We start from the raw sequence: 23,221 nt of genomic DNA on the forward strand, positions 1-23,221 counted from the left end.
CGGATGCCTCGGCCGAGGCATCCGCTCATCTTGTGTCTCGTCGCGGTCAGGCGCCGAAGTACTGGTTGCCCAGCGCCTTGCTCTTGAGGGCGTCGAACTCGCCCTGCGTGATCGTCCCGGCGTCGAGGAGCGCCTTCGCCTTCGCGATGTCTTCCGCGGGGCTCACCGACGCGGACGGCCGGTAGTCGTCGGCCTCGGGAACGCCCGCGTACCGCTCGCGGGCACGCTCTGCCATGCCCTTGCCGCGCGCGATGACGTAGATCAGCGCGGTGAGGAAGGGCACGAAGACGAGCGCGATGATCCACAGCGCCTTGAACCAGCCGCTCAGGTTCTCGTCACGGAAGAGGTCGGTGATCACGACGATCACGACGTAGATGTAGGCGGTGAACCAGAAGATCCACAGAAGCCACCAGATCAGGTCCATGCGAGGGGCCCCCCTGTCAGAGAAACGGAACGGTCGCGCTCAGCATAGTGAGCGCGACCGTCCGGTCACAGGATCGCCGCGGGACTACTCCCCCGATTTGTAGATCGGTGCCTTGCCGTGCACGGCGTCGCCGATCTTGTGGATGCGGATGTCGTTGGTCGAGCCGATGATCCCGGGAGGGGAACCCGAGATCACGACCACCTTGTCGCCGACCTTCGCGAGGTCGTTGGACAGGAAGTAGTCGTCGACCTGGATGAACATGCGGTCGGTGTGCGCGACGTGCTCGACGAGCGCCGACTGCACGCCCCATGTGAGCGCCATGCGACGACGGATCGCCGGCTCGGGCGTGAAGCCGATCATGGGTATACGCGGGCGGAGGCGCGACATGCGACGCGCGGTGTCACCCGACTCGGTGAAGATGCAGAGGTACTTCGCCTCGACGAACTCCGCGACCTCGAGGGCTGCGAGGGTGATCGCACCGCCCTGTGTGCGCGGCTTGGTCGTCAGCGGCTGGATGCGCTCCAGGCCGTGCTCCTCGGTCGAGTCGACGATGCGTGCCATCGTCTCCACGACGCCCACCGGGTACTTGCCCACGCTGGTCTCGCCGGAGAGCATCACCGCGTCGGCGCCGTCGAGGACGGCGTTGGCGACGTCGCTCGTCTCGGCGCGGGTGGGGACCGGGTTCTCGATCATCGACTCGAGCATCTGAGTCGCGACGATGACGGGCTTCGCCATGCGGCGGCACAGCTCGACGGCGCGCTTCTGGACGATCGGCACGGCCTCGAGCGGCAGCTCGACGCCGAGGTCGCCGCGGGCGACCATGATCCCGTCGAACGCGTCGATGATCTCTTCGAGATTGTCGACGGCCTGCGGCTTCTCGATCTTGGCGATCACCGGGATGTGACGACCCTCTTCGGCCATGATCACGTGGACGCGCTGCACGTCCTTCGCGTCGCGGACGAACGACAGCGCGATGATGTCGGCGCCGGCGCGCAGACCCCAGCGCAGATCGGCCTCGTCCTTCTCGGAGAGCGCGGGTACGTTGACCGCGACACCGGGAAGGTTGATGCCCTTGTTGTTGGAGACCGGACCGCCGACGATGACCTTCGTGGTCACGACGGTGCCGTCGGTCTCGACGACCTCGACGCGCACCTTGCCGTCGTCGATCAGGAGGAAGTCGCCCGCCTTGACGTCCTGCGGGAGGCCCTTGAAGGTCGTCGAGACGATCTCCTTGGTGCCGAGGATGTCGTCGACGGTGATCTTGAAGATGTCGCCGGCGGCGAGGTCGTGCGGGCCGTTCTCGAACTTGCCGAGGCGGATCTTCGGACCCTGGAGGTCGACGAGGACGGCGACGGGGCGTCCGGCGTCGTCTGCGGCCTTGCGCACGTTGGCGAAGTTGTTGTCGTGAACCGAGTAGTCGCCGTGGCTCAGGTTGAAGCGGGCGACGTCCACGCCGGCGTCGATGATCGCGCGCACGCTCTCATAGGTCGACGTGGCGGGTCCGAGGGTTGCGACGATTTTGGCGCGTCTCATCCGTGTGTGTTCTCCGGGTGGTTTCGAGGGCGAAATGCCGTGGCCAGCCTACGCGGGCAGCAGGCCGATAGCGACATCATGGGGGCGGACAGGGGCGGGCAGCTGGGTGGCGCCCATCAGGTAGGCGTCGACGCTCGCGGCGGCCGCACGGCCCTCGGCGATCGCCCACACGATCAGGGACTGTCCGCGGCCGGCATCGCCCGCCACGAACACACCCGGGGCGGTCGTCTGGTAGTCGTCCTCGCGGTGCACGTTGCCCCGGTCAGTGAAACGGGCGCCGAGCTGGTCCTCGAGGAACGTGCGCTCCGGGCCGGTGAAGCCCATCGCGATGAGGACGAGGTCGGCGGGGATCTCGCGCTCGGTGCCGCTCTTGGGCACGCGCCGGCCGTCGACGAACTCGGTCTCGGCCACGCGCAGCGCGCGCACTTCGCCGGCCTCGTTCGCGAGGAACTCGACCGTCGACGCGAGGTACGACCTCTCGCCGCCCTCCTCGTGCGCGGACGAGACCTCGAACAGCGTGGGCGACATGGGCCAGGGCTGGTGCTCGGGACGGTCGCCCGGAGGGCGGCGCCCGATCGCGAGGTTCGTGACGCTGAGGGCACCGTGGCGGTGCGCCGTGCCGATGCAGTCAGCGCCTGTGTCGCCGCCGCCGATGACGACGACGTGCTTGCCCTCGGCGCTGATCTGGTTAGGCACTGCGTCGCCGGCCACGGCCTTGTTGGACTCGACCAGGTACTCCATGGCGAAGTGCACGCCCGCGAGGTCGCGCCCGGGGATCGCAAGCTCCCGCGGAAGGGTCGCGCCGGTGGCGATGACCACGGCGTCGTAGCGCGCGCGAAGGTCGCTCCACGAGATGTCCTTGCCGATCTCGACCCCGGCGCGGAAGCGCGTGCCCTCGTCCCGCATCTGACGCAGGCGCGATTCGAGGTGCTTCTTCTCCATCTTGAAGTCGGGGATGCCGTAGCGGAGCAGACCGCCGATCCGGTCGTCGCGCTCGAACACGGCGACGGTGTGACCGGCGCGCGTGAGCTGCTGCGCGGCCGCGAGGCCGGCGGGGCCCGATCCGACGACGGCGACGGTCTTGCCGGTCAGCCGTCCCGGCGGCTCAGCCTCGACCCAGCCGTTCGAGAACGCCTCGTCGATGATCGAGACCTCGATCTGCTTGATGGTCACGGCGGGCTGGTTGATGCCGAGCACGCACGAGCTTTCGCACGGGGCGGGGCACAGACGGCCCGTGAACTCGGGGAAGTTGTTCGTCGAGTGCAGGCGCTCGATGGCCGAGCGGCCCTCGCCGCGCCACGTGAGGTCGTTCCACTCGGGGATCAGATTGCCCAGGGGGCAGCCCTTGTGGCAGAACGGCACGCCGCAGTCCATGCAGCGACCCGCCTGACGACGGAGCACGGCCGTGTCGCCCGGCTCGTAGACCTCTTTCCAGTCCATGATGCGCACCGGCACGGGGCGCCGCGGGGGCAGCTCGCGCTCGGTGTTCTTCAGAAAGCCCTTCGGGTCAGCCACCCGTCACCTCCAGGATGCGGTTCCAGACGACGTCGCCGTCGGGGTCGAGCCCCTCGGCGACGGCGTTCTGGCGCGTCTGCAGGACCGCGGCGTAATCGCGCGGCAGGACGCGGACGAAATTGTGCAGCTCTCCTTCGAAGTCGGCGAGGAGCGCCGCCGCGAGGGTCGAGTCGGTCTCGGCGACGTGCTGCTCGAGCAGATCGCGCAGGATCTCGGCGTCGCCTGAGCCCAGCTCGCCGAGTTCGAGCTCGCCGGACGCGAGCGCCTCGCGGTTGACGAGCTTGCGGTCGAGCCTGTAGACGTACGCGGTGCCGCCGGACATGCCGGCGCCCAGGTTCCTGCCCGTGGCGCCGAGGATCACGGCGAGACCGCCCGTCATGTACTCGAGCGCGTGGTCGCCCACACCCTCGACGACGGCGGTCGCGCCGGAGTTGCGCACGAAGAACCGCTCCCCCACGACGCCGCGGAGGAACAGCGTGCCCTGGGTCGCGCCGTAGCCGATGACGTTGCCGGCGATGACGTTCTGCGACGCGTCGAACGCGGCGTCGCGCGGTGGGCGCACGACGATCTGACCGCCCGACAGGCCCTTGCCGACGTAGTCGTTGGAGTCGCCCTCGAGACGCAGCGTGATCCCGGCGGGCATGAACGCGCCGAAGGACTGGCCGGCCGAACCGGTGAGGTTCACCACGATGCTGCCGGACGGCAGGCCGTTCTCGCCGCGCGCCCGGGTGACGTGGTGTCCCAGCAGCGTCCCGACGGCGCGCTCCGTGTTGCGGATCGGCAGGTCGATCGTCAGCTGACCGCCGCTCGTGATGACGTCCTGAGCGAGCTCGATGAGGGGAACGTCGAAGTGCTGCTCGAGCTCGTGCTCGTGGCTCGTCGTGTTGCGCCGGGGCTCGTCCTCGGCGAAGGTCGGGCCCTCGAGCACGGGTGCGAGGTCGAGTCCGCTCGCCTTCCAGTGATCGACGGCGCCGTCGACGTCGAGGAGCTCGCTGCGGCCGATGGCCTCGTCGAGCGAACGGAAGCCCAGCTCGGCGAGGTACTCGCGCACCTCCTCCGCGATGAACTCCATGAAGTTCACGACGAACTCGGGCTTGCCGTTGAACCGCTGGCGCAGCACGGGGTTCTGGGTCGCGACGCCCACGGGGCAGGTGTCGAGGTGGCAGACGCGCATCATGATGCAGCCGGAGACGACGAGGGGCGCCGTGGCGAAGCCGAACTCCTCGGCGCCGAGCAGCGCGCCGATGATGACGTCGCGTCCGGTCTTGAGCTGGCCGTCGACCTGCACCACGACGCGGTCGCGCATGCCGTTGAGCATGAGCGTCTGCTGCGTCTCGGCCAGGCCGAGCTCCCACGGGGTGCCGGCGTGCTTGAGCGAATTGAGCGGGCTCGCGCCCGTTCCGCCGTCGTGACCCGACACGAGGATGACGTCCGCCAGCGCCTTCGCGGTGCCGGCGGCGACCGCGCCGATGCCCGACTGGCTCACGAGCTTGACGTGCACACGAGCCGAGGGGTTGGCGCGCTTGAGGTCGAAGATCAGCTGCTTGAGGTCTTCGATCGAGTAGATGTCGTGGTGCGGCGGCGGCGAGATGAGCCCGACGCCGGCCGTCGCGTGCCGCGTGCGCGCGACCCACGGATACACCTTCGTGGGCGGCAGCTGTCCGCCCTCGCCGGGCTTCGCGCCCTGGGCCAGCTTGATCTGGATGTCGTCGGCCTCGGTGAGGTACAGGCTCGTGACCCCGAAGCGTCCGGAGGCCACCTGCTTGATCGAGCTGCGACGTTCCGGGTCGAGCAGGCGGTCGACGTCCTCGCCGCCCTCACCGGTGTTCGACTTCGCGCCGAGACGGTTCATCGCGATCGCGAGCGTCTCGTGCGCCTCCTTCGAGATGGAGCCGTAGCTCATCGCACCGGTGGAGAACCGCTTTACGATCGACGACACCGGCTCGACCTCGTCTATCGGCACGGCGGTGCGCCCGGTCGTCTTGAGCTTGAACAGGCCGCGCAGCGTCTTGAGCTCGTTCGCCTGGTCGTCGACGAGCTTGGTGTACTCGCGGAAGATGTCGTAGCGGCGCGTGCGCGTCGAGTGCTGCAGGCGGAAGACCGTGTCGGGGTTGAAGAGGTGCGGCGATCCGTCGCGGCGCCACTGGTACTCGCCGCCCGTCCACAGCCGCTCGTGGGCGCGGACCGCGGCGTCCTCGGGATACGCGTACGCGTGGCGCGCCGCGTTCTCGGCCGCGATGACGTCGAGCCCGACGCCGCCGAGCTTGGACTCGGTGCCCGTGAAGTACTTCGCGACGAACTCGTCCGACAGGCCGACGGCCTCGAAGACCTGTGCGCCGGCGTAGGACGACACGGTCGAGATTCCCATCTTGGACATGATCTTCAGCACGCCCTTGCCGAGCGCGTAGATCAGGTTGCGCACGGCCTTCTCCGGCGTGATGCCCGTGATGTAGCCCGCGCGGACGAGGTACTCGACGGTCTCCATCGCGAGGTAGGGATTGACGGCGGATGCCCCGTACCCGATGAGCGTCGCGATGTGATGCACCTCGCGCACGTCGCCGGCCTCGACCACGAGACCGCACTTCATGCGGGTCTGGTTGCGGATGAGGTGATGGTGCACCGCGGCGAGCATGAGCAGGGACGGGATGGGCGCGAGGTCCTTGTTGGAGTCGCGGTCGGACAGCACGATGAACTCCGCGCCGTCCTCGATCGCCTGGTCGACCTCCTCGCACATCTGCGCGAGACGTTTCTGCATCCCCTTGTGCCCGGCCTCGACGCGGTAGAGGCCGCGGATCGTGACCGACGTGCGGCCAGGGAGCGCAGTGTCGATGTGCTGGATCTTGGCCAGCTCGTCGTTGTCGATCACCGGGAAGTCGAGCGTCACGACCCGGGTGTGGTCGGGACCCCACTCGAGCAGGTTTCGCTCGGGGCCGAGCCCGAGCGACAGCGACGTGACGACCTCTTCGCGGATCGAGTCGAGCGGCGGGTTGGTGACCTGCGCGAACTGCTGCGTGAAGTAGTCGAACAGAAGCCGCGGGCGCTCGCTGAGCACCGCGACCGGGGTGTCGCTTCCCATCGCACCGAGGGGCTCGGCCCCGGTCTGACCCATCGGGGTCAGGAGGATCCGCACCTCCTCCTCGGTGTAGCCGAACGTGCGCTGGCGGCGCGTGATCGAGGCGATCGGGTGCACGATGTGCTCGCGCTCCGGCAGTTCGGCCAGGCGCACGCGGCCCTTGTCGAGCCACTCCTGCCACGGCTCGAGCTCCGCGAGGTCGCGCTTGATCTCGTCGTCTTCGACGATGCGGCCCTGCGCCGTGTCGACGAGGAACATGCGGCCGGGGCGGAGGCGGCCGCGCCGCTTGATGCGCTCGGGCGCGAAGTCGAGCACGCCGGTCTCGCTGCCGATCACGACGAGGCCGTCGGTGGTCTCGGTCCAGCGGCCGGGGCGCAGCCCGTTGCGGTCCAGCGTGGCGCCGACGAGCGTGCCGTCGGTGAAAATGAGGGCTGCGGGCCCGTCCCAGGGCTCCATCTGCATCGAGTGGAACTCGTAGAACGACCGCAGCTTCGGGTCGATGTCGGCCTGCTTCTCGTAGGCCTCCGGCACCATCATCATGATGGCGTGCGGCAGGCTGCGCCCGGTGAGGGTGAGCAGCTCCAGCACCTCGTCGAATGACGCCGAGTCGCTCGCGCCCTCGGTGCAGATCGGCAGCAGCGGCCGGATGTCGCCGAGCAGCTCGGACTCGAGCTGCGACTGACGCGCGCGCATCCAGTTGCGGTTGCCGTTGACCGTGTTGATCTCACCGTTGTGCGCGAGCATGCGCAGCGGCTGGGCGAGCGGCCACGACGGGAAGGTGTTGGTCGAGTAGCGGGAGTGCACCACTGCGAGCTCGGACGCGAAGCGCTCGTCCTGCAGGTCGGGGTAGAACGGCTCGAGCTGGAGGGTAGTGACCATGCCCTTGTAGCCCAGCGTGCGGGCCGACAGCGAGACGAAGTACGCGTCGAGCTCGGTGCGGGCGCGCTTGCGCAGACGGAACGTGCGACGGTCGAGCGCGATGCCCGACAGAGCGGGCGCGTCGCCGACGGCCGGGCGCGAGACGAACAGCTGCTCGAACACGGGGCGGGCCGCGAAGGCCAGCTTGCCGAGGTTCTCATCGACGGTGGGAACTTCGCGCCAGCCGAGGACGGTGAGGTTCTCGGACGCCGCGATCTTCTCGATGCCGGCCTTCTGCGCGGCACGGGCCTCGTCGTCGCGAGGCAGGAACACCATTCCCGCCGCATACTCCCCCACGACGGGAAGGTCGAAGTCGACCACCGCGCGCAGGAAGGCGTCGGGCATCTGCGTGAGGATGCCCGCGCCGTCGCCGGTGCCCGCGTCGGAGCCGATCGCGCCGCGGTGCTCGAGATTGCGCAGCGCGGTCAGCGCCAGATCGATGATGTCGTGGCCGGCCTCGCCGCGCAGCGTGGCGACCATGGCCAGACCGCACGCGTCCTTCTCGAAGGCAGGGTTGTACATGCCCTGCTTGGCGGGGAAGCCGCTCAGGCCGTTCGGGGAAATGCTCGCCTGCGGGGAGGCGTCGCGACGGGGGCTCGAAGCCATACCTACCGTCCTCACGTTGATGCTCAAGATGGGACGACGTCGGCCCTGTGCTAGTCGAACTGCACGTGCTAGCTGTTCAGCATGCGTTATTTCGTGGCGGGGGTGCTTGTGGCGGTGCCTTCGACGGACTCGGACGTCGGGGGTTCGCTGACGTCGACGAAGTCGTCGGTATTCTGCGATTGTACAGCCTGTCCGGCGGTCCACTCGCGCCCGGACACATAGGGCGAAGGCTCGAAGCCGGGGTGACGGCGCTTCTGCACGAAGAAGATCGCCAGGCCCAGGATCACGCCGAAGATGGCGGCCCACACGTTGGTGCGGAGCCCGAGGAAGATGTCGCTCGGATCGATGCGGATCGACTCCCACACGATGCGCCCGCCGCTGTACCAGATCAGGTACAGGCCGAACAGGCGTCCCCACTGGAGGCGGAACTTGTGGCCGGCCCACAGCAGGACGACGACGCCGATCAGGTTCCATACGACCTCGTAGAGGAACGTCGGGTGGAAGAGCGTGCCCTCGGGCAGCCCGACCGGCCAAGCCGAGTTCGGGTAGTCGATCTCGAGGCCCCACGGGAGGTCGGTCGGGAGGCCGAAGAGCTCCTGGTTGAACCAGTTGCCGAAGCGGCCCATCGCCTGCGCGAGCAGCAGGCCGGGGGCGAGGGCGTCGGCGAAGGTCCAGAAGCGGATGCCGGTCCAGCGGCAGCCCAGCCATGCGCCGATCGCGCCGCCGATCAGGGCACCGTAGATCGCGATGCCGCCCTCCCAGATGTACAGCGCCGAGAGCGGGTTGCTGCCCTCGCCGAAGTAGAAGTCGAAGTGGGTGAGCACGTGGTAGATGCGTGCGCCGATGATGGCGAGCGGCACCGCGAGCAGCGAGATGTCGATGACGACCCACGGTTCGGCGCCGCGCTTGGTGAGACGGTGGTTCGTCAGCAGCACCGCGGCGATGATGCCGGCGATGATGCAGAGCGCGTAGAAGTGGATCGTAAGAGGCCCGAGCGGGAACGAGCTCACATCGGGGCTCGGGATGCTGGCGACGACGCCCTGGGCGAGGCTCTGTGCGGCGGTGATCATGTGCGATCGAATCCTTGCTGGTGGGGACGACGGCGGCGAGCCGACGTGAGAAGTCTAATTCGCGGTGCGGATCGTGCCCGCGGCGAGGGCGCGCGCGGCCTGTGCGAGGCCGTCGATCCCGCCGTCGCGCAGCGCGCGCACGAGCGCGGTGCCGACGATGGCGCCGTCGGCATAGCCCAGCACTCCCGCGACCTGCTCGGCGTTCGAGATCCCGATGCCCACGCACGCGTGCCCGACGCCGCGTTCGCGCAGGCGCCCGACCAGGGTCCGGGCTGCTGCGTCGAGCTGCGCCCGCTCCCCCGTGATCCCCATCGTCGACACCGTGTACACGAAGCCGGTGGAGTTCTGCACGATCAGGTCGAGGCGCTCGTCCGTGGACGTCGGAGCCGCGAGGAAGACGCGGTCGAGACCGGTCCGCTCGCTGGCGGCGATCCATTCGGGCGCGGCCTCGGGCGTGATGTCGGGCGTGATGAGGCCCGCCCCGCCCGCGGCGAGCAGGTCGTCGGCGTAGCGGTCGACGCCGTACTGAAGAACCGGATTCCAGTACGTCATCACGAGGACGGGCACGTCGACGCGCCGGGTGATCTCGGCGACCGCGGTGAACGTGTCGCGCAGCCGGTAGCCGTGGGCGAGGGCGGCCTGCGTCGCCTCCTGGATGACGGTGCCGTCCATGACCGGGTCGGAGTACGGCGGGCCGAGCTCCAGGACGTCCGCGCCGTTCTCGGCCAGGGCGACCGCGGCATCGATGCTCGTCTGCAGGTCGGGGAAGCCGAGCGGCAGGTAGCCGATGAGCGCGCCTCTCCCGTCGGCGTGCGCGGCGTCGATCGCGGCGGCGACGCGTGAGCTCACAGCTTCTCCCCCTCGCCGTGCGCGGCGTCGGCGTGCGGCGCCGCAGCCGCGGTCGCGGCATCCTGTCCCTCGTCGTACAGCGAGAAGTAGCGCGCCGCCGTGTCCATGTCCTTGTCGCCGCGGCCCGAGAGGCACACGGCGAGAATCGCGTCGGGACCGAGCTCGCGGCCGATGCGCAGCGCGCCCGCGAGAGCGTGCGCGGACTCGATCGCGGGGATGATGCCCTCGGTCTCGGACAGCAGCCGCAGAGCCTGCATCGCCTCGTCGTCGGTCGCGGGGATGTACTCGGCACGCCCGATCGCGGCCAGCCACGCGTGCTCGGGTCCGACGCCGGGGTAGTCGAGGCCCGCCGAGATCGAGTGGGACTCGGTCGTCTGGCCGTCCTCGTCCTGCAGGACGAAGGTCTTCGCGCCGTGCAGCACGCCGGGGCGCCCGCGCTGGATCGAGGCCGCGTGGCGGGGCGTGTCGACGCCGTCGCCTGCCGCCTCGACCCCGTAGAGCCGAACGCCCTCGTCGTCGAGGAATGCGTCGAACATGCCGATCGCGTTCGATCCGCCGCCGACGCAGGCGAGCACCGCATCGGGGAGACGGCCGGCCTCGTCGATCAGCTGCGCCCGAGCCTCTTCGCTGATCACCTTCTGGAAGTCGCGCACCATCGCCGGGAACGGGTGAGGCCCCGCGGCGGTGCCGAAGATGTAGTTCGTGGTCTCGACGGTCGCGACCCAGTCGCGGTAGGCGTCGTTGATGGCGTCCTTGAGCGTGCGCGACCCGGTCTTCACCGGCACCACCTCGGCGCCGAGCAGCCGCATGCGGGCGACGTTGAGGGCCTGGCGCTCGGTGTCGACCTCGCCCATGTAGATCGTGCACTCGAGGCCGAAGAGGGCTGCGGCCGTGGCGGTGGCGACGCCGTGCTGGCCCGCCCCGGTCTCGGCGATCACACGCGTCTTGCCGAGGCGCTTCGTGAGCAGGGCCTGCCCGAGCACGTTGTTGATCTTGTGCGATCCCGTGTGGTTGAGGTCCTCGCGCTTGAGGAAGACCCGCGCACCGCCCGCGTGCTCGGCGAAGCGCTGCACCTCGGTGATCGGCGACGGACGGCCGGCGTAGGTGTGGAGCAGACGGACGAATTCGGCCTGGAACGCGGGGTCGGCCTTCGCGGCCTCGTACTCGGCGGTGAGCTCGTCGATCGCCGCGATGAGCGACTCCGGCATGTAGCGCCCGCCGAAGTCGCCGAAGAACGGGCCGGATGCCTCGCGAAGACTCATGCGCCTGCCTCCAGGAACGACTGCAGGGTGGTGACGGGATCGTTGGTGACGAGCGCCTCGCCCACCAGCACGACATCGGCTCCGGCGGCGCGGTAGTGCGCGACGTCGGCAGGGGCGAGCACCGCCGACTCGGCGATCTTGATCGCATCGGCGGGGATGCGCCCGGCGAGGCGGCCGAACAGGTCGCGGTCGAGCTCGAACGTGGACAGGTCGCGGGCGTTCACCCCGACGAGCCGCGCGCCGATGTCGGCGGCCCGGTCGACCTCGGCGGCCGAGTGGGTCTCGACGAGCGGGGTCATGCCGAGTGCGAGCGTGAACGCGTGGAGCCGGGCGAGGACGTCTTGCTCGAGGGCGGCCACGATGAGGAGCACGAGGTCGGCGCCGGCCGCGCGAGCCTCGAGCACCTGGTACTCGGTCGCGATGAAGTCCTTGCGCAGGACGGGGAGTCCCACTGCCCCCTTGACGGCTTCGAGATCGGCGAGGCTGCCCTTGAAGCGCCGTCCCTCGGTCAGCACCGAGATGGCGGAGGCGCCGCCCTGCTCGTAGAGCCGCGCCTGCAGCGCGGGGTCGGGGATCGAGGCGAGATCGCCGCGCGAGGGGCTCGCGCGCTTGACCTCGGCGATGATCTTCACCCGGTCGGCGGGTGCCAGGGCGGCCAGGACGTCGAGCGCCGGCGACTGGGCGAGGGCTGCTGCCTCGACGACCGCCTGTGGCCGCGCCGAGGCGCGGGCCTCGGCATCCTCAACCGCGCCGGCCGTGAGGTCGGCGAGCACGTCAGTGCTCTTTCGCGCTGTACTTCGAGCCGTTGACGCCGTAGCCGGCCTTCGCCATGACCCAGCCGACGATGAGGCCCACGACGAGGAGCGCGGCGGATGCCCACACGAGCACCGGCATGTCGAACCAGTAGAACACCGTGCCGAGCGCGACCGCGACGAGCATGATCACGACGGCCGTCCAGGCGGCGGGCGAGTGTCCGTGGCCGGGGTCGCCGATGTGGTTGCTCATGGATCTCCTCCAGGTAGGCGCGGGATGTGGTCAGTCTAGCGGGCGGGCGGTGGGATCCTCGCCACGCGACAGGTCATCCCACGAGTCGATGGCGTCGTGCGGACGGGACCCGGTGGGGCCCGCGGCGCGCACGGATTCCTCGGTGCGGTAGCGGCGGCTGCCGCTCTTCCAGCGATGCCCCGTCGCCAGGATGAAGACGCCGACGGTGAGGAGCGCGACCCAGATCGCGAAGGTCGCGGCGGGCCACGGCGTCGCATCGATCGAGGCGACGAGGTCTGCCACGGCGGACTCCCCTGTGATCCCCGTGGCCTCGGTCACGGTGGACGCGACCGCCGAGGTAGGGCGCGCGAAGGCGACCTGGGCGGTGAGCCAGCCGAGCAGCGCGGCGATGACGACGGTCAGGCCGCCGAAGAGATACCGCAGCACCAGTCCGACGATCGACAGCGCGCCGCCCAGGGCGAGCACCGCGAGGCTCAGGGGAGCGAGAACCGGGATCGCCGATGCCCCGGCGACGTCGAGTGTCCGGCCCGCGCTGTCGTCGAGGACGACGGTGAGCCACGTCTGGGTCGAGGAGATGACGCCGATCGCGCCGCAGAGGAGGAGACCGGCGACGGCGAGCAGGCGGGCGCGGTGGATCACGGAGTGGATCCCAGACCGTCGACCGCCTCGAGATCGCGTCCGTCGAAGCACGTGCGCGTGCCGGTGTGGCACGCCGCGCCGACCTGGTCCACCTCGATGAGGATGGCGTCTCCGTCGCAGTCGAGGCTGGCGCCGCGCACGACCTGGATGTGGCCGGACGTGTCGCCCTTGCGCCAGTACTCCTGACGCGACCGCGACCAGAACGTCACGCGGCCCTCGGTGAGGGTGCGGCGGAGCGCCTCGGCATCCATCCACCCGAGCATGAGCACTTCGCGCGAGTCCCACTGCTGGATGATGGCGGCGACCAGCCCGCGGTCGTCGAACGCGACGCGGTCGATGCGGTCCTGCACGGGGCCCGTCACGCTGCGGCCTCGCGCACGTGGCGCACCTCGATGCCGTCTCCGGCCATCGCCGCCTTCACATCGCCCACGGTCAGCTGACCCGAGTGGAACACGGATGCCGCGAGCACTGCGTCGGCCCCGGCGGCGACCGCCGGGCCGAAGTGCTCGGCGCTCCCGGCGCCGCCGGAGGCGATCACCGGCACACTCGAGACCTCGCGCATGAGGGAGACGAGTTCGAGGTCGAAGCCCTCGCGGGTGCCGTCGGCGTCGATCGAGTTGACGAGAAGCTCACCGGCACCCCGTTCGATGGCCTCGCGCGCCCACAGCAGGGCGTCGAGGGTCGTCTCTGTCCGGCCGCCATGGGTCGTCACGACGAATCCTGACTCGGTCGCCGCCGACCGCTTCACGTCCAGCGAGAGCACGAGCACCTGTGCTCCGAAGCGGTCGGCGATCTCGTCGAGCAGGGCAGGGCGCGCGATCGCGGCGGAGTTCACGCCGATCTTGTCGGCGCCGACCGACAGGAGGCGCGCGACGTCCTCCGCGGAGCGGACTCCCCCGCCGACCGTCAAGGGGATGAACACCTCTTCCGCTGTGCGCCGCACGACGTCGTACGTCGTCGAGCGCTCGTCCACCGTCGCGGTGACGTCGAGGAACGTGAGCTCGTCCGCACCCTGCCGGAAGTACTCGCGCGCGAGTTCGACGGGGTCGCCCATGTCGCGCAGGTTCTCGAAGTTGACGCCCTTCACGACCCGCCCTGCGGCGACGTCGAGACACGGGATGACGCGGCAGACCAGGCTCATCAGAGCCTCGCGTTGTGGATGGCGGTCACGAGGATGGCGCGGGCGCCGAGCGCGTAGAGCGCATCCATCACCTGGTTCGCCGTCTGCCGCGGGCTCATGACGCGCACGGCCACCCACGCGGGATCGCGCAGCGGCGAGATGGTGGGCGACTCGATGCCGGGCGCGAGGGCGACGGCCTCGTCGATGAGCGACGCGGGAAGGTCGTAGTCGATGAGCACGTAGCGCCGGGCGACCATGACGCCGCGCAGCCGTCGCAGGAGCGTCTGCGTGCCCTCGACCTCGTCGGGTGCACCGATGAGGACGGCCTCGGACTCGAGGATGACGGGCCCGAAGATCTCGAGGCCCGCCTGGCGCAGCGTCGTGCCGGTCGAGACGACGTCGGCGACGGCATCCGCCACGCCCAGTCGGACCGCGGACTCGACCGCACCGTCCAGCGGCACGAGATCCACCGCGACGCCGTGGTCGTCGAGGAAGCCGTCGACGAGGCCGGGGTACGCCGTCGCGACGCGCATGCCCTCGAGATCTTCGACCGTGTCGAAGCGCCCGGGAGGACCGGCGAAGCGGAACGTCGAGCCGCCGAATCCGAGCGCCTCGATCTCGCGGGCCCCGGGCATGCGGGCATCCAGCAGGAGGTCGCGGCCGGTGATGCCGACGTCGAGCGCGCCGGAGCCGACGTAGGTGGCGATGTCCTTCGGGCGGAGATAGAAGAACTCGACCTCGTTGCGGGGGTCGATGACGTGGAGGTCTTTCGGGTCGCGACGGCCGGTGTAGCCCGCCTCGGAGAGCATCTCGGAGGCGGTCTCGGCGAGCGAGCCCTTGTTCGGCACGGCGATTCGCAGCATGGCAGCGGGGCTTTCGGTTCGAGGGCGGTGGGCGGGCGCGCGCTCAGAGATGTCGGTAGACGTCTTCGAGGCTCAGACCCTTCGCGAGCATCAGCACCTGCAGGTGGTACAGCAGCTGCGAGATCTCCTCGGCCGCGGCATCCGTCGACTCGTACTCGGCGGCCATCCAGACCTCGGCCGCCTCTTCGACGATCTTCTTGCCGATCGCGTGGACGCCGGCGTCGAGCTGTGCGACCGTGCCCGATCCCTCGGGGCGCTCGGCCGCTTTCGCGGCGAGCTCGGCGAACAGCGCATCGAACGTCTTCACCATGCCAGGTTATCGAACGAGCGGATGCCGCGGCCCCGCGTGACGCTCGCGCGGCGGTGGCGCGCACGGACGCGTCGCGTCAGCTGGCTGCCTTCGCGAACTCTTCCACGACCCTCTGTCTCAGCCATCCGGTCGAGGGATGCGGGATTCGAAGGTCAGCACCCGCACGGGAGGAGGCTATCGCAGGGGCGCGCGGCCCCGCGTGACGCGGGGCGATCAGTGCCGGTGGTGGTGCGCCGCCGCTCGCAGGCCGGCGATCGCGTTCGCCGGGTCGGTGGCGCCGAACACGGCGGAGCCGGCGACGAACGTGTCGGCCCCGGCCTCGGCGGCCTGGGCGATCGTCGACTCGCCGATCCCCCCGTCGACCTGCAGCCACACCGACGACCCGCGCCGCCGCGCCTCGTCGGCGAGCCGGCGCAGCTTCGGCATCGTCTCGGGCATGAAGGACTGGCCGCCGAAGCCCGGCTCGACGGTCATCACGAGGATCTGATCGAAGTCGTCGAGCAGGTCGAGGAGCCCCTCGACCGGGGTGGCCGGCTTGACCGCGACGCCGGCGCGGGCGCCGATCTGCCGGAGCCGCCGCGCGAGCGCGACGGGCCCGGTGGCCGCCTCGAGGTGGAAGGTGACGGAGGCGGCGCCGATCTCGGCGTACTCCGGGGCCCACCGATCCGGGTCGGCGATCATGAGGTGCACGTCGAGCGGCACGGGGCTCGTGGCCTGGATGCGCTCCACCATCTGCGGCCCGAAGGTGAGGTTCGGCACGAAGTGGTTGTCCATGACGTCCACGTGCACGAAGTCCGCCGTGGCGATGCGGGCGAGCTCCGTCTGCATGTTGACGAAGTCGGCGGCCAGGATGCTCGGGTTGATGCGGACGCCGGCGCGGCCGTCCTCGTCGCGGTGGGTCACGGCTCCATTATGGTCGAGCCGTGGACTCCATTACGGCGCTCCTGAGCAGCGCACTCGAAGAGGTACGGCCACTGGACGGGGGCGCCACCGCCTCGTACATCCCCGAGCTCGCGGACGCCGATCCGGAGCGCCTCGCCCTCTCGGTCGTGGGCCCGCGCGGTCGCGTGCGATCGGTGGGCGACGAGGACGCGGAGTTCACGATCCAATCGATGTCGAAGCCCTTCGTGCTCGCCCTCGCGCTCGCCGAGCGCGGACGCGATGCCGTGCTCTCCAAGGTCGGCGCCGAGCCGAGCGGCGAGCCGTTCAACGCCATCAGCCTCGAGGCGGTCACCGGCCGCCCGGCGAACCCGATGATCAACGCGGGCGCGATCGCCACGACCGCGCTCGTCGGCGGCGACGACGTCGACGCGCGCACGGGTCGGATCGTCGAGCTCATGTCCGGCTTCGCCGGCCGCTCGCTGTGGGTGGACGAGGCCGTGTACGCCTCCGAGTCGAGCACCGGCGACCGCAACCGCGCGCTCGCGCACCTCCTGCGCTCGTACGGAGTGATCGAGGTCCCGGTCGAACTCGCGGTGGAGACCTACTTCCGGCAGTGCTCGGTGCTCGTGACGGTGCGCGATCTCGCGGTGATGGCGTCGACGCTCGCGTTCGGGGGCTGGAACCCCGTCACGGGCCAGAGGGTCGTCAGCGAGGCCGTGGCGCGCGATGTGCTGTCGATGATGGCGAGCTGCGGCATGTACGACTTCTCGGGGCAGTGGCTGCTGCGCGTCGGGCTGCCGGCGAAGAGCGGCGTGAGCGGCGGCGTGCTCGCCGTCGCCCCGTCGCAGTTCGGCGTGGCGGCGTTCAGTCCGCGTCTCGACGCGCACGGAAACAGCGTGCGTGCGGTCGCGGTCGTCGAGCTGCTTTCGGAGCGGCTCGGCATGCACCTGCTCGAACCGCACGAGAGCATGGCGGCGCCGGCCGTGTCGGTCGATGCCGGCGACGACGGCCCCACCATCCGGCTGAGCGGCGAGCTCGGCTTCGCGGGCACGGAACGCGTCGTGGCCGTGCTCCGCGAACTCGCCGGCGGGCTTCCCGCCGGCTCCGTCGTGCGTCTCGACGCCCGTGAGCTGGCCCGCACGCACCCTGCCGCCCTGGCGGCGCTCGAGGGCGAGTTCGAGGGACTCCCCCTCGGCTTCCGACTCGAGACCTGACTCAGACGCGCCGCAGCAGCGAGATCGACATCGCGTCGGTGTTGTGCCGATGCGGCCAGAGCTGCGCGCGCTCGGACCCGTCAGCCTGCGGCGCGAGGCCGGGATCGGCATCCGACAGCGCGGTGATGACGTCGCGTGCGGACACCTCCTCGAGGGCCGCGCCCCACTCGCGCCGCACCTCGGCGACGACGCCGGCGGTCTCGGCGAGGTGCGGTGAACAGGTGACGTAGGCGACGATGCCCCCGGGCTTGAGCGCGCTGACCGCAGCCTCGAGCAGCTCGCGCTGCAGGCCGGTGAGCTCCGGGACGTCCGCGGGCGCTTTGCGCCAGCGCGCCTCGGGCCGCCGGCGCAGCGCGCCGAGCCCCGTGCACGGCGCGTCGACGAGGATGCGGTCGTAGGTCTCGGGCGACTCGGCGGCGCGGACCCGTCCGTCCTGCTCGGACACCGGCACCTCGAGCGGGACGCCCTCCAGCGCCTTGCGCACGAGACCCGCCCGCGACGGGGAGATCTCGTTGGCCTCGAGCCGCGCACCGTGGGCGAGCGCCTCGGCGGCGAGCAGCGCCGTCTTCCCGCCGGGGCCCGCGCACAGGTCGAGCCACCGCTCCCCCTCGCGCACCGGCATCGCCCGGCTGAGCGCCAGCGCCGCGAGCTGCGATCCCTCATCCTGCACGCGCACGCGACCTCCGGACGCGCGGATCGCCGCTTCCGGATCGCCGCCGCCGAGGCGGAAGCCGACGGGCGAGAACGGCGTGCTGCGGGCTTCTTCGGGCACCTCTGCGAGCCCCGGCAGGGCGATCATCGTGACGCGCGGGGCGGCGTTGTCGGCCGTGAGGAGCGCTTCGAGCTCGTCCGCCCGCCCTTCGGCGGCCAGTGCGCGACGGAAAGCGCGCACGACCCACACCGGGTGCGAGAAGAGCAGGCCGAGCTTCTCGTCGTCGGACCGCGCACCGTCGGCGATGCGCGTCATCCAGTCACCGGGCGTGTCGCGCGAGACCCGCCGCAGCACGGCGTTGGCGAATCCGGCGGAGCCGCGCCCGCCCGCCCCGCGCGCGAGCTCGACCGACTCGTTCACGGCGGCGTGCGAGGCGACGCGCGTCGAGAGCAGCTGGTGCACGCCGAGCCGGAGCGCGTCGAGCACGGCGGGGTCGATGTCGCCGGTGCTGCGGTCGGCCGCGATCGCGATGACCGCATCGTAGGTGCCCTGACGTCGGAGCGTGCCGTAGGTCAGCTCCGTCGCCAGCGCCGCGTCCGAGGTGGCGAGGCCCGCGCGGGTGATCGACGTCGGGAGCAGCAGATTCGCGTAGGCGTCGGATTCGTGAACCGCGCGGATCGTGTCGTACGCGACACGCCGCGACCCGGCGACGCCGCTCACGAGCCCGCCACCGGCGCGGTCGAGCGCAGGCCGCGCCACCAGTCCGCCGCACGCATGGGGCCCTTGCCTGCGGGCTGCACGGTCTCGAGCACGATCGGGCGGCTGCCGGTGCCGGCGATCACGCTCTTGCCGTGGAGGGCCAGTCGACCGGGCTCCAGCGTCGGGGCGCCGGCGTCGGCCCGCCCGACGGCGAGGACCTTGAGCCGGGCACCCTCGACGATGGTGTGCGCACCCGGCTCCGGGGTGACGCCGCGGATGCGGCCGAGCACCGACTCCGCCGGCTCGGTCCAGCGCACTGCGCCGTCGGCGTCGCCGAGCTTGGGGGCGTAGGTCGGTTCGCCCGCCTGCGGGCGCGACCGCGCAGTGCCGGCGGCGATGTCGTCCACGACCTGGAGCAGCAGTTCGGCACCGCTCTCTGCCAGAGCGGTGAGAAGCTCACCGGCCGTCTCATCAGGCGCGATCGCGCGGGACTGCTCGGCGAAGACCGCGCCCGCGTCGAGGTCGGGGACGAGCTGGAAGACGCTCGCCCCGGTCTCGGCGTCACCCGCGATCAGCGCGTGCTGCACGGGTGCCGCACCGCGCCAGCGGGGCAGGAGCGAGAAGTGCAGGTTGATCCACCCGTAGACCGGCGTCGACAACAGCGGCTCCCGCACGAGTCCTCCGTAGGCGACGATGACGCCGAGGTCCGGACGAAGGGCGGTGATGCGCTCGGTCACCTCGGTGTCGAGGCGGTCGGCCCGTATCGCGTGGAATCCCAGCTCGTCCGCCGCTGCGGCCACCGGCGACGGGGTCAGCACCCTCTTGCGTCCGAGGGGCGCATCGCGCCGTGTGACGACGGCGGCGATGTCGTGGCCTGATGCCGCGAGCCGCCGCAGAGCCGGCACCGCCGGCTCGGGGGTTCCGGCGAAGACGAGTCGCATGGGGTTCCTCACAGATCGAGATCGGGCACGTCGACCCTGACTCTGAGTGTATTGCGGGCACCGGGGGCGCGCCCCTTCGCCGGGCGCCGGGCCTTGATCGCCGTGCTCACGACGGAGGCGCGCAGGCTCTCCGCGACGCGTGCGCCCAGCGCGTACTCGAAACGCACCAGGGCGCGTACGCCCTCGTCGCGGGGCAGCGGGCCGAGCACCGCGTCGTCGTCGAGTTCCGGGACGGCGGCGCTCAGCGCGGCGACGGCCGCATCGACGGTGCGCCGGTCGCCGTCGAGCGCCGCCACCCGCACCGTGGGAGGCATGCGCAGGGGCGCACGGTCGGCGAGCTCGGCACGGGCGTAGGCCGCCTGCGTCCACGTCGCCAGGGCGCGGGCCACGGGACCGGCCACGCCCACGAGGTGCACCGGCGCGCCGGGCGCGGCCAGCGCCGCGGCATTCGACCACCAGCGCAGGCAAGACTCACCGATGCGCAGGTCGTCGGCGAGCAGCATCCGATCGCCGTCGAGGAGGATGACGGCGCGGTAGCCGCCTGCCGCGAGCGGCTCCGCGCCGCGCGTGGCGACCACGAGGGCGGGTCTCGCGTCGACGTGAGTGACCGGATGCTCGCCGTCGGCGACGATCACGCGCACCCCGGGGAATGCGCGCCCGAGCTCGTCGGCGGTGCGCTCGCTGCCCGACGACGCCATGCGCAGACGCGTCGATGAGCAGTCGGGGCAGGTCCAGCCGGGCGCTCCCCGCCCGCACCACGTGCACGTCGGCACGGCGCCCTGCTTCGCCGCGTGCAGCGGACCGCCGCAGTGCCGGCAGCGGGCGGGATGCCGGCAGTCCGCGCAGACGAGGACCGGGGCGTAGCCGGGGCGGGCGACCTGCACGAGGACGGGGCCGTGCGCCAGCGCCTCGCGCGCCGCGGCGAAGGCGGCGGACGGCACGCGCGACCCGCGCGACTCCCCCTCGCGCGTCGCACTCAGCACGACCCGCGGGCTCGGGCGCCGAGCCGCCGGAAGTCCTCGCACGTAGCCGACGGCGACGAGCCTCTCCACATCGGTCGTGCGCGTATGCCCCGCGAACACCAGGGCGCCGCCGTCGAGCTCCTGGCGGAGCAGCGCGGCATCGCGCGCGTGGACGCCCGGGCTCAGCGGCTCCGAGAGCAGCGGATCGCCGTCGTCCCACAGGGCGACGAGCCCGAGAGCGTGCACGGGCGCGTAGACCGCGGAGCGGTTTCCGATGACGATGCACGGCGCGTCGGAGAGCGTGCGCAGGAAGGCGGCGTAGCGCAACGGCGAACTCTGCTTCGCATCGTCGCGTACGACCGCTCCGGCGGGGACGCGGTCTGCGAGCACCGCCTCGAGCTGGGCCCGGTCGCGGTGGTCGGGCACCACGAGGATCGCACTGCGGCCGGAGGCGAGCGTGCGTACGGCCGCGGCGACCAGGAGCGCCGCCCACGCGCCGACCGCGGTGCCGTCCTCGAGCGACGCGGGCGACGGGGGTGCGTCGAGGGCCAGACGCTGTGCGCGGTCGAGCGCCTCGCCCAGCCCCGGGTACGGCGCGAGGACGGACTCGGCCCACGCGCGCGCATCGTCGGCGACGGCCGGCGTCTCGGGTGGACCGGCCGCGAGCCAGGCCTTCTCGGCCCGCACCATGCGCTTCGGGATCGCGAGGCGCAGGATGTCGCCCGCCGATCCCGCCGCCCGGTCGGCGCAGCGCCGTGCGAGCGCGTAGAGCCCGGACGTCAGCACGGGGACCGGTGAGACGACCGCGTCGAGTTCGGAGAGCGGCCGGTCGGAGGCATCCGGCTCCCCCAGTTCGACGAGGTAGCCGTCGACCATGCGCCCGGCGGTGCGCAGCGGTGCGCGCACGCGGACCCCGGGTACCGCGAGCTCGGCGAGCTCGCTCGGGATGGCGTAGTCGAACAGCCGGTCGAGCTGCGGCAGCGGAGAGTCGATCAGCACCCGCGCGACGCGCCGCGCAGTCACCGCGTCGCTCCGCGCGCGGACGGGCCGGCCTCACGCCCCCGGCGCGGGGCGCGGCCCGGCATCACAGCCCGGCGGCGGCGCGCAGGTCGTCGGCGCGGTCCGGGCGCTCCCACGTGAACTCGGGCAGCTCGCGCCCGAAATGACCGTAGGCCGCCGTCTTCGCGTAGATCGGGCGCAGCAGGTCGAGCTGGTCGATGATGGCCTTGGGGCGGAGATCGAACACGTCGAGGATCGCGCGCGTGATCGCCTCGTCGGAGACGCGCCCGGTGCCGAAGGTCTCGACGTACAGCCCGACCGGCTTCGCCTTGCCGATGGCGTACGCCACCTGCACCTCGAGCCGCTCCGCCAGGCCTGCCGCAACGGCATTCTTGGCCACCCAGCGCATCGCATACGCCGCCGAGCGGTCGACCTTCGACGGGTCCTTCCCACTGAAGGCGCCACCGCCGTGACGGGATGCTCCGCCGTACGTGTCGATGATGATCTTGCGGCCGGTGAGCCCGGCGTCGCCCTTCGGGCCACCCGTCACGAACGGGCCGGCGGGGTTGATGTAGAACTTCACGTCGGGAAGCTCGAGCCCGGTGGCCTCGAGCACCGGGTCGATGACTTCGGCTCGCACGGCGGCGCGCAGCGCCTTCTGCGAGATGTCGGGCTGGTGCTGCGTGGACAGCACCACCGACTCGACGGTGCGCGGCGTGTGGCCGTCGTACCCGAGCGTCACCTGGGTCTTGCCGTCGGGGCGAAGGAACGGCAGCTCGCCGGAGCGGCGCACCTCGGCGAGTCGCTCCGCCATGCGGTGGGCCGTCCATGCCGCCATGGGCATGAGCTGCGGCGTCTCGGTGGTCGCGTAGCCGAACATGATGCCCTGGTCACCGGCGCCCTGCAGGTCGTGCGGGTCTTCCGAGCCGTCCTCGCGGCGCTCGAACGCCTTGTCGACACCCGCCGCGATGTCGGACGACTGCGCGCCGATCGAGACGCTCACGCCGCACGAGTCGCCGTCGAAGCCGGTCTCGCTCGACGTGTAGCCGATGCGGTTGACGACCGAGCGCACGATCGCCGGGATCTCGACGTACGCCGAGGTCGACACCTCGCCGGCGACGTGGACGAGACCGGTGGTCACGAGCGTCTCGACGGCCACGCGGCCCTTGGGGTCGGCGGCGAGGATGGCGTCGAGGATGCTGTCGGAGATCTGGTCGCAGATCTTGTCGGGATGCCCCTCGGTGACGGATTCGGACGTGAACAGACGAAGGTCGGTCATCGATGCTCCAGGTCGGATGTGTGCCGGCACCAGTATGCCCCCGTGGGCGGACAGAGCCGCCCCGGGGGCATCAGGACGTAACGTGCCTACTCGACGGGACGCAGGCGGAGCTTGTCCTCGTGGATCTCGTGCATGGCGATCGTGAGGGGCTTGTCCTCGACGGTCGAATCGACGAGGGGTCCGACGTTGTCGAACAGGTTGCCCTCGTGCAGGTCGGAGTAGTAGTCGTTGATCTGGCGCGCGCGCTTGGACGCGAAGATCACGAGCTGGTACTTGGAGTCGACCTTCTCGAGAAGGCTGTCGATGGGGGGCTCGATGATGCCCTGGTTCGTTCCGGCCATGGGAATCCTCCTGGATCGGATGACGGTGGAGAGGTCTGCGGGCCCCGGACATGCCGAGGCATCCT

The 23,221-nt window shown here is 71.0% G+C and carries 21 protein-coding genes; 1 reads left to right on the plus strand and 20 read right to left on the minus strand.

Annotation, left to right across the window (positions count from 1 at the left end; translation table 11 throughout):
- Nucleotides 1–46: 46 nt before the first annotated feature.
- The 15 genes from OB08_RS12480 to rpe form a co-directional block, all read right to left on the minus strand.
- Complete coding sequence (locus tag OB08_RS12480) at nt 47–424, minus strand: SHOCT domain-containing protein (protein WP_461475188.1); 378 nt, start codon at nt 422–424, stop codon at nt 47–49.
- Between the two features lie 84 nt (nt 425–508).
- The gene (pyk, locus tag OB08_RS12485) at nt 509–1,957 is read right to left on the minus strand and encodes a pyruvate kinase (RefSeq protein ID WP_461475190.1); all 1,449 of its coding nucleotides are present in this window, start codon (nt 1,955–1,957) and stop codon (nt 509–511) included.
- Between the two features lie 48 nt (nt 1,958–2,005).
- Complete coding sequence (locus OB08_RS12490) at nt 2,006–3,472, minus strand: glutamate synthase subunit beta (RefSeq protein WP_461475192.1); 1,467 nt, start codon at nt 3,470–3,472, stop codon at nt 2,006–2,008.
- Nucleotides 3,465–8,069, minus strand: coding sequence for a glutamate synthase large subunit (gene gltB, locus OB08_RS12495; protein ID WP_461475194.1), 4,605 nt, complete (start codon nt 8,067–8,069; stop codon nt 3,465–3,467). The genes OB08_RS12490 and gltB overlap by 8 nt, the downstream gene beginning before the upstream one ends.
- Nucleotides 8,070–8,155: 86 nt before the next feature.
- Complete coding sequence (lgt, locus tag OB08_RS12500) at nt 8,156–9,139, minus strand: prolipoprotein diacylglyceryl transferase (protein WP_461475195.1); 984 nt, start codon at nt 9,137–9,139, stop codon at nt 8,156–8,158.
- Nucleotides 9,140–9,193: 54 nt separating this feature from the next.
- Nucleotides 9,194–9,988 carry a tryptophan synthase subunit alpha gene (trpA, locus tag OB08_RS12505; RefSeq protein WP_461475197.1) on the minus strand — a complete coding sequence of 265 codons (795 nt, stop codon included), beginning with the start codon at nt 9,986–9,988 and terminating at the stop codon, nt 9,194–9,196.
- Nucleotides 9,985–11,250, minus strand: a complete 1,266-nt coding sequence (trpB, locus tag OB08_RS12510; RefSeq protein WP_461475199.1) for a tryptophan synthase subunit beta — start codon at nt 11,248–11,250, stop codon at nt 9,985–9,987. The genes trpA and trpB overlap by 4 nt, the downstream gene beginning before the upstream one ends.
- Entirely contained in the window at nt 11,247–12,023 is a 777-nt protein-coding gene (gene trpC / locus OB08_RS12515; protein ID WP_461475201.1) for an indole-3-glycerol phosphate synthase TrpC, read from the minus strand. Before trpC ends, trpB begins: the two co-directional genes overlap by 4 nt.
- Before the next feature lies 1 nt (nt 12,024).
- A complete protein-coding gene (locus tag OB08_RS12520) occupies nt 12,025–12,255 on the minus strand; it encodes a DUF6704 family protein (RefSeq protein ID WP_461475203.1) in 231 nt (76 codons plus the stop codon).
- A gap of 30 nt (nt 12,256–12,285) precedes the next feature.
- Nucleotides 12,286–12,894 (minus strand): Trp biosynthesis-associated membrane protein, encoded by a 609-nt coding sequence (locus OB08_RS12525; RefSeq protein WP_461475205.1) that lies wholly within the window; start codon nt 12,892–12,894, stop codon nt 12,286–12,288.
- Complete coding sequence (gene hisI / locus OB08_RS12530) at nt 12,891–13,256, minus strand: phosphoribosyl-AMP cyclohydrolase (protein WP_461475207.1); 366 nt, start codon at nt 13,254–13,256, stop codon at nt 12,891–12,893. Before hisI ends, OB08_RS12525 begins: the two co-directional genes overlap by 4 nt.
- Entirely contained in the window at nt 13,253–14,035 is a 783-nt protein-coding gene (gene hisF / locus OB08_RS12535; RefSeq protein WP_461475209.1) for an imidazole glycerol phosphate synthase subunit HisF, read from the minus strand. The genes hisI and hisF overlap by 4 nt, the downstream gene beginning before the upstream one ends.
- Nucleotides 14,035–14,877 carry an ATP phosphoribosyltransferase gene (hisG, locus tag OB08_RS12540; RefSeq protein WP_461475210.1) on the minus strand — a complete coding sequence of 281 codons (843 nt, stop codon included), beginning with the start codon at nt 14,875–14,877 and terminating at the stop codon, nt 14,035–14,037. The genes hisF and hisG overlap by 1 nt, the downstream gene beginning before the upstream one ends.
- 43 nt (nt 14,878–14,920) lie before the next feature.
- Nucleotides 14,921–15,184, minus strand: a complete 264-nt coding sequence (locus tag OB08_RS12545) for a phosphoribosyl-ATP diphosphatase (protein WP_194411800.1) — start codon at nt 15,182–15,184, stop codon at nt 14,921–14,923.
- A 216-nt stretch (nt 15,185–15,400) separates the two neighbouring features.
- Nucleotides 15,401–16,090: a ribulose-phosphate 3-epimerase gene (gene rpe / locus OB08_RS12550; RefSeq protein ID WP_461475213.1), complete on the minus strand. Its 690-nt coding sequence runs from the start codon at nt 16,088–16,090 to the stop codon at nt 15,401–15,403.
- A 20-nt stretch (nt 16,091–16,110) separates the two neighbouring features.
- Between rpe and glsA the strand changes: the two genes are divergently transcribed.
- Complete coding sequence (glsA, locus tag OB08_RS12555; protein WP_461475215.1) at nt 16,111–17,283, plus strand: glutaminase A; 1,173 nt, start codon at nt 16,111–16,113, stop codon at nt 17,281–17,283.
- A gap of 1 nt (nt 17,284) precedes the next feature.
- On the opposite strand, the gene OB08_RS12560 is transcribed toward glsA, so the two are convergent.
- The 5 genes from OB08_RS12560 to rpoZ all read right to left on the minus strand — a co-directional run bounded on the left by OB08_RS12560 (nt 17,285) and on the right by rpoZ (nt 23,156).
- The gene (locus OB08_RS12560; RefSeq protein ID WP_461475217.1) at nt 17,285–18,694 is read right to left on the minus strand and encodes an RsmB/NOP family class I SAM-dependent RNA methyltransferase; all 1,410 of its coding nucleotides are present in this window, start codon (nt 18,692–18,694) and stop codon (nt 17,285–17,287) included.
- Nucleotides 18,652–19,575 carry a methionyl-tRNA formyltransferase gene (fmt, locus tag OB08_RS12565; protein WP_461475218.1) on the minus strand — a complete coding sequence of 308 codons (924 nt, stop codon included), beginning with the start codon at nt 19,573–19,575 and terminating at the stop codon, nt 18,652–18,654. The genes OB08_RS12560 and fmt overlap by 43 nt, the downstream gene beginning before the upstream one ends.
- A gap of 8 nt (nt 19,576–19,583) precedes the next feature.
- Nucleotides 19,584–21,560 (minus strand): primosomal protein N' family DNA-binding protein, encoded by a 1,977-nt coding sequence (locus tag OB08_RS12570; protein WP_461475220.1) that lies wholly within the window; start codon nt 21,558–21,560, stop codon nt 19,584–19,586.
- A gap of 61 nt (nt 21,561–21,621) precedes the next feature.
- Entirely contained in the window at nt 21,622–22,815 is a 1,194-nt protein-coding gene (gene metK / locus OB08_RS12575) for a methionine adenosyltransferase (protein WP_461475222.1), read from the minus strand.
- Between the two features lie 86 nt (nt 22,816–22,901).
- Complete coding sequence (gene rpoZ, locus OB08_RS12580) at nt 22,902–23,156, minus strand: DNA-directed RNA polymerase subunit omega (protein ID WP_191766458.1); 255 nt, start codon at nt 23,154–23,156, stop codon at nt 22,902–22,904.
- Between the last annotated feature and the right edge of the window lie 65 nt (nt 23,157–23,221).

This window comes from Microbacterium sp. HJ5 (assembly GCF_054824025.1).

What these genes read in the sequence shown, in the direction of transcription:
- lgt (WP_461475195.1), bottom strand. Translation starts at nt 9,139, where the DNA reads ATGATCACCGCCGCACAGAGCCTCGCCCAGGGCGTCGTCGCCAGCATC.
- trpB (WP_461475199.1), bottom strand. Translation starts at nt 11,250, where the DNA reads ATGAGTCTTCGCGAGGCATCCGGCCCGTTCTTCGGCGACTTCGGCGGG.
- OB08_RS12480 (WP_461475188.1), bottom strand. Translation starts at nt 424, where the DNA reads ATGGACCTGATCTGGTGGCTTCTGTGGATCTTCTGGTTCACCGCCTAC.
- pyk (WP_461475190.1), bottom strand. Translation starts at nt 1,957, where the DNA reads ATGAGACGCGCCAAAATCGTCGCAACCCTCGGACCCGCCACGTCGACC.
- OB08_RS12520 (WP_461475203.1), bottom strand. Translation starts at nt 12,255, where the DNA reads ATGAGCAACCACATCGGCGACCCCGGCCACGGACACTCGCCCGCCGCC.
- hisF (WP_461475209.1), bottom strand. Translation starts at nt 14,035, where the DNA reads ATGAGCCTGGTCTGCCGCGTCATCCCGTGTCTCGACGTCGCCGCAGGG.
- rpoZ (WP_191766458.1), bottom strand. Translation starts at nt 23,156, where the DNA reads ATGGCCGGAACGAACCAGGGCATCATCGAGCCCCCCATCGACAGCCTT.
- fmt (WP_461475218.1), bottom strand. Translation starts at nt 19,575, where the DNA reads ATGCGACTCGTCTTCGCCGGAACCCCCGAGCCGGCGGTGCCGGCTCTG.
- metK (WP_461475222.1), bottom strand. Translation starts at nt 22,815, where the DNA reads ATGACCGACCTTCGTCTGTTCACGTCCGAATCCGTCACCGAGGGGCAT.
- hisG (WP_461475210.1), bottom strand. Translation starts at nt 14,877, where the DNA reads ATGCTGCGAATCGCCGTGCCGAACAAGGGCTCGCTCGCCGAGACCGCC.
- gltB (WP_461475194.1), bottom strand. Translation starts at nt 8,069, where the DNA reads ATGGCTTCGAGCCCCCGTCGCGACGCCTCCCCGCAGGCGAGCATTTCC.